Origin of the sequence: Mycobacterium sp. (assembly GCF_052144515.1) — a bacterium.
In the GTDB taxonomy this organism is placed as follows: domain Bacteria; phylum Actinomycetota; class Actinomycetes; order Mycobacteriales; family Mycobacteriaceae; genus Mycobacterium.
Window position 1 is genome coordinate 1 of record NZ_JBKQQD010000526.1, and the last position, 4870, is coordinate 4870.

At 62.4% G+C, this 4870-nt stretch carries 4 protein-coding genes and 2 pseudogenes; 1 reads left to right on the forward strand and 5 read right to left on the reverse strand.

Going from position 1 to position 4870, the window contains the following annotated elements; translation table 11 throughout:
- Both ACLP9N_RS35930 and ACLP9N_RS35935 read right to left on the reverse strand, forming a co-directional pair.
- Positions 1–180: pseudogene (locus ACLP9N_RS35930) on the reverse strand (IS630 family transposase); the annotation flags it as partial.
- Positions 181–342: 162 nt separating this feature from the next.
- The gene (locus ACLP9N_RS35935; RefSeq protein WP_442411874.1) at positions 343–1371 is read right to left on the reverse strand and encodes an AraC family ligand binding domain-containing protein; all 1029 of its coding nucleotides are present in this window, start codon (positions 1369–1371) and stop codon (positions 343–345) included.
- A gap of 202 nt (positions 1372–1573) precedes the next feature.
- On the opposite strand from ACLP9N_RS35935, the gene ACLP9N_RS35940 reads away from it, so the two are divergent.
- On the forward strand, positions 1574–2245 hold the full coding sequence (locus tag ACLP9N_RS35940) for a GntR family transcriptional regulator (RefSeq protein ID WP_442411871.1): 672 nt from the start codon (positions 1574–1576) through the stop codon (positions 2243–2245).
- 117 nt (positions 2246–2362) lie between these two features.
- On the opposite strand, the pseudogene ACLP9N_RS35945 reads toward ACLP9N_RS35940, so the two are convergent.
- The 3 genes and pseudogenes from ACLP9N_RS35945 to ACLP9N_RS35955 all read right to left on the reverse strand — a co-directional run.
- Positions 2363–2859: pseudogene (locus ACLP9N_RS35945) on the reverse strand (cupin domain-containing protein).
- Between the two features lie 41 nt (positions 2860–2900).
- Positions 2901–3749, reverse strand: coding sequence for an aldo/keto reductase (locus tag ACLP9N_RS35950; protein ID WP_442411872.1), 849 nt, complete (start codon positions 3747–3749; stop codon positions 2901–2903).
- Positions 3750–4678: 929 nt separating this feature from the next.
- Positions 4679–4870: hypothetical protein (locus tag ACLP9N_RS35955; protein ID WP_442411873.1), on the reverse strand; the 192-nt coding region annotated here is incomplete at its 5' end.

A 4870-nucleotide genomic window follows, 5' to 3' on the forward strand; every position in this document is an offset into this window, starting at 1 on the left:
CGACGCCGGCGACACCGACAACGCCCGCGCGATAGCCGTGTTCGCCAGACCGTCGGCTGCCATCAACAACGCCCGCGCCCGAACCACCTCGCGATGCGGAGCCGACACCGACCGCGCCACAGACTCAAGAACCTCACGCTGCCCTGCGGACACCAGCAGAGCCGGAGCGGGTCGCCTCATGCTGCGAATCATACCAGATAATCGCCAATTAATTGCAGGACACACCACTAGAATCGCGTTTCTTGTCAGCAGTTGTCGTCAACGCTGACGCCAACTACCACCTCCACCCAGCAACAAAGCTGATGTAGCCGCCAGCTGCACTAACCGCGAACCTCAGGTAGATCACCGGCGGTCGGAAAAACGGATGTCCAGGCTCCGCAGGTAGGTCTGCAGGCCCGCGTCCTGGATGGGAATCAGGTGTGCCGGGGCGCCCGACTCGTTGAAGTGGGCGTGCCACAGGCCCGGCGGCGTGACGAATGCGCCGCCTGCCTCCCAGTCGACGCGAGTCGGGTTGACGATGTTGCCCCGCTCATCCAACCGGGTGCCCAGCAGCGTGTAGCAGCCGGGCTCGGCGTCGAGAATCAGGTCGAGCGCAACCGACTGGTGGCGGTGTGGACGCTGCTCCTGATCCGGCGGCAGCAGACCGAACATCGCCCACAAGACGTGAGTGATCGTCAGTGTCTGCTCCTCGGCGGCATTGGCCAACAAGACGCTAACCCGGCTCTTGTCGTTAGCGCCCGGGCGCGAGGCGATCTCCTCCAGTCGAGCGACCGCGTCGGCCCGGCGGAATTTCGTTGCGCGGAAACGGGGTTCGGTGGCCTCCGCGCCCAGGTGGCGAAGCAACGGCTCGTCGTTTACCCAGTACAGTGCGGCGTCGGAGCCGGCGTCGGCGTGGAACGTGGCGCGGCTGTCGGCAGGCAGGGTCAGAAAATCACCCTTCGCCCACCGCACGAGCCGACCGTTCACCGCAGCGAAACCCCGGCCGGCGATCACGTAGTAGAGCTGAGAGGTGGCATTCGGGTTGGTGGCGATCCGCTCACCCGCCCGGATCCGCATGAAGTTTGCCACCAGCGCCGGGCTGGTAGCCGGGCCGTCACTGATGCCAAGTTCGTTGGACAAGTCCAGTGGGATGATTCGGCTGGGGCCGTCGGCGTAAAGGTCCCGGCTGAAGGCCTTGATTGGGACCTTCGACGTGTGCCCGGATCCGATCGGGTCTGCGGCCTTGGAGTACTCGAAGTAGCGCGCATCCTCGGCCCAGTCCTCGAACCGCCCCTCGAACCCGTACTCGGCCACATTGGTCACCGGAGCAGCAATGGTCGGGTCCAGCGCGTCTCGCTCACCGACTTCATTTGTCACCAGATCTGTGTTGATTGACACTTCACCGCCTCCATTCGATACAGCTTGACTAACAAAGATACTACTTGTATCTCACTTGATTCTACCTCTGGACTTTCACGCCGAGGCGTGAGAACGCTCACCCGCCGGGCCGCCCGCCGGGCCGCCCGCCGGTTGCGCGGCAGGTAGGCTCGGCGGGCACCTCTGGTATACGACTGGGATCGAAGCGGAGGCCGTCGTGGCAAACAGGGCCGCCCGCGGGAGCCGACTCGCGGCGAAGGACCGAGCGCTCGACTACGTCAAGGACCAGATCCTCACGGGCGCGTTCCCGGGTGGCGAGCTGATCAGCGAGGGTGAGGTCGCCGACGCGTTGGGCATGTCGCGCACTCCTGTCAGGGAGGCTTTCCTGCGCCTCGAGGCCGAAGGATTGCTGCGGCTGTATCCGCAGCGCGGTGCCTTGGTGGTCCCGGTCTCCCCACAAGAGGTGCGCGCGGTCATGGAGGCCCGGCTGGTCCTCGAACAGTTCGCTGCAGCGAAGGTCATTGGTCAATCGGCGGAAGCGCGCGGCGTGGTGTTCGATCGGATGGCCGCTGAACTCGCCCGACAGCGTCGAGCTGTCGTGACGGCGGAGCTGCGCGAATTCTCAGATGCAGATCGAGCATTCCACGCGATTCTGATCGAGGCCGCCGGCAACAGCATTCTGCACGACGTGTACGGCTCGCTACGCGACCGCCAGATGCGCATGATCGGTGAATCCGCCGTTCGAGACCCCGCGAGGATTGAAACCATCCTTGCCGAACACACGCTGATCGCCGAAGCAGTGCGCGACGGCGATCTGGACCGATCGCTCGACGCAATCAGGGCGCACCTCGCGGGCACTGAGAGAGCTCTGGGCTTCACCGCCCAATGACCACGCTGGGGCCGACCCGGCCGAATAGTGAGGGCGGTGCTGCGCGCGTCCCCGCCGCCCGCGGGTGTTTCTACCTGGAACCGCCACGAAGTACTCGAGCTGACGCAATAGCATCAGTCACACTCCTGGTTCGTTGGTCGGACTCTCTGAGAGTGCATAAAGCTCTGGAAGATTCACCACGACTGCCTCTTGTATGCTGCGGGCAATCACGATCACCGCGGGATGATTGCAGTCCGGATTCTCTTCTCGATGCGAGAACGTACGGCGGCACGGAGATGTAGTCGCCGGGCGCAGTGGCGATGCGGACTTCTTGGACGCCGCCTTGGAATACGACGCGGGTTTCCGCTTCGCACGAAGATCGCTGCTTCGGATTCGCCATGGTGATGGTTGTCCGACACCGTCTCTGGCGAAACATAGGTCTCGCCCATCCAGATCTTCTCCGAACCAACCGAGCCACCGCTGATCGCGGCAAATCGCTGCATGCCCTCTGTCTGTGCCGTACCGGAGCTAAGCTCTGAAGCCCTGACGTGGTGCACCACCGTTCGTGACGACATGTGGACATGCTCGGTGCTCGGCGTCGTCAAGTCTGGATGGAAACCGTCCCGGCTGCTCATGGACGTCGGCCTCATTTCATTTGCTCGGTGATCGTCGGTCGCTAGTCGGGTACGTAGTCGAACTCGTCCGGGTTAGGGCCGATCCTGCCGGATTCGCCTTTGTCGAGGGCCGTGATCGCAAACATGTCGGAGCCGTCGAGTTCGAAGTCGAACAACTCGAAGTTCGACTTCATTCGATCCGGCGAGACGGACTTCGGGAAAACGATGTCGCCTCGCTGAATGTGCCAGCGCAGCACAACTTGGGCCGGTGACTTTCCGACGGCGTTGGCGATTCGCTCGATGACGGGGTCACCGAGCACCTTGCCCTGAGCGATCGGCGACCACGCCTCGGTCGCGATGCCATGCTCTCGCCCGTAGGCGCGCACCTCTTCGTTTGCGAAGTAGGGATGGATCTCGACCTGATTCACAGCGGGTACCGTGGCGGATTCCTTCGCGAGTCGGTCAAGATGTGCCGGCTGGAAGTTCGATACGCCGATGCTCCGGGCGCGTCCGTCTGCGGCGAACTCTTCGAGAACATGCCAGGTCGAGACGAAGTCGCCGTCGTAAAGCGTTGGCAGCGGCCAGTGGATCAAGAATAGGTCGACGTAGTCGGAATTGAGCACGCTCAGGGTTCTGTCGAACGCGCGTCGTGCATCGTCCGGCTTGTGGAAGCCGTTGTTGAGCTTGCTGGTGATGAAGACACCGGCGCGGTCCAGCCCGGCATCGAGGATGCCCTGACCGACTTCCTTCTCGTTTCCGTACATTTCAGCGGTGTCGATGTGCCGGTAACCGATGTCGAGGGCAGCCTTCACCGCTGCAGCGGTTTTCTCTGGCTTGATCTGAAAGACGCCGAAACCAAGCTGCGGGATGTGCGCGCCGTCATTCAGGTCGATTGCGGGAACGTTGCTCATAGTTGGCTCCTCTTCCTCTCTCTGTTAGTTCTGCCTGGGCGACAAATCGCCTCAACGGGTGTTCTGTTCGCTCCGTGACTACGGTTGTAGAAGGTATCGACGGCGTTGACCGGCGACTTGCCGTGGATCGTTGGATTGTCCCGCTTATCCGACATCGCCCCCGCTCCTCACTTCTAAGCGTTGCCCTCGATGGCGGCCAGGTTCGTAGTTGCCAGCCTTGCATTCCCCGTGGAGATTGGCGTTCCCGCTGCACCCGTCCACTACCACTAGCCGGTGCACGCTACTCATCGACCTCAAAGGGCTCCGATGGCATCAAATAGCGCTCATCGAAGTCGAAGGTCAGCCCCATGCGACCGTGCCAGTCTCGCGCGAATGTAATAACCGAGCTACACGCCCAGTCGGCACAGGCAGCTCCGAGCGCTTTGTTAGAGAACCACGGCTCGCCGATCGGCTGCTGATTCTCGCGTTCCCGCGAGCTTGGCTCGCAGTGTTGCCACGAACTTCGCTTCATCTCTGCCATCGTCATGCCACCACTGAGGTTTGAAGTGGACCAATTCATTTCGCAGGTCGATCAACACATCGACACTCTGATACGGCTCGGCGCCCTTGTCCATACGCTCATGGCCGGCGCACACCAGCGCGACCTGGAACTTGCTCAGCAGAGAAAAACATCCGTTCGGCCTTCTCTTTGCCATTCCACAGCTCGCGCATGGTCGCGATTGCGGCGTCGGGGATGCCCTCGGTGTACGCCGTGTGCTGACCCGGCTCTCGGCTGCGTCCTGCCATACTTCGTTGACGAGTGCTTCGAGAAATGCGACCGCTGACAATACAGCCGTCATTGCGTGCGAGCGGTGCGGTCGATCAAGGTTCTGCTCGCTGAGCAACGTGTCTTCGCGCTTTCGGCACAGCCACGCTTCTCGCCGGGCGTTTCACAGGTGGTGCCTGGCCATGTAGTTGCGTATGGAAATTGACGCTTGTAGGCCGACCACCCTGAGTGTGGCCCCGGCCTGCTGCTCTTGTGGCTCGGACATGGGGACCAGCCTGCCAAACCCAGGGTCGGTGCACAGCGCCAGGAGGCCACCATCATTGGCGGTGACGCGGACGTCGGCGAGTTGCGCGGC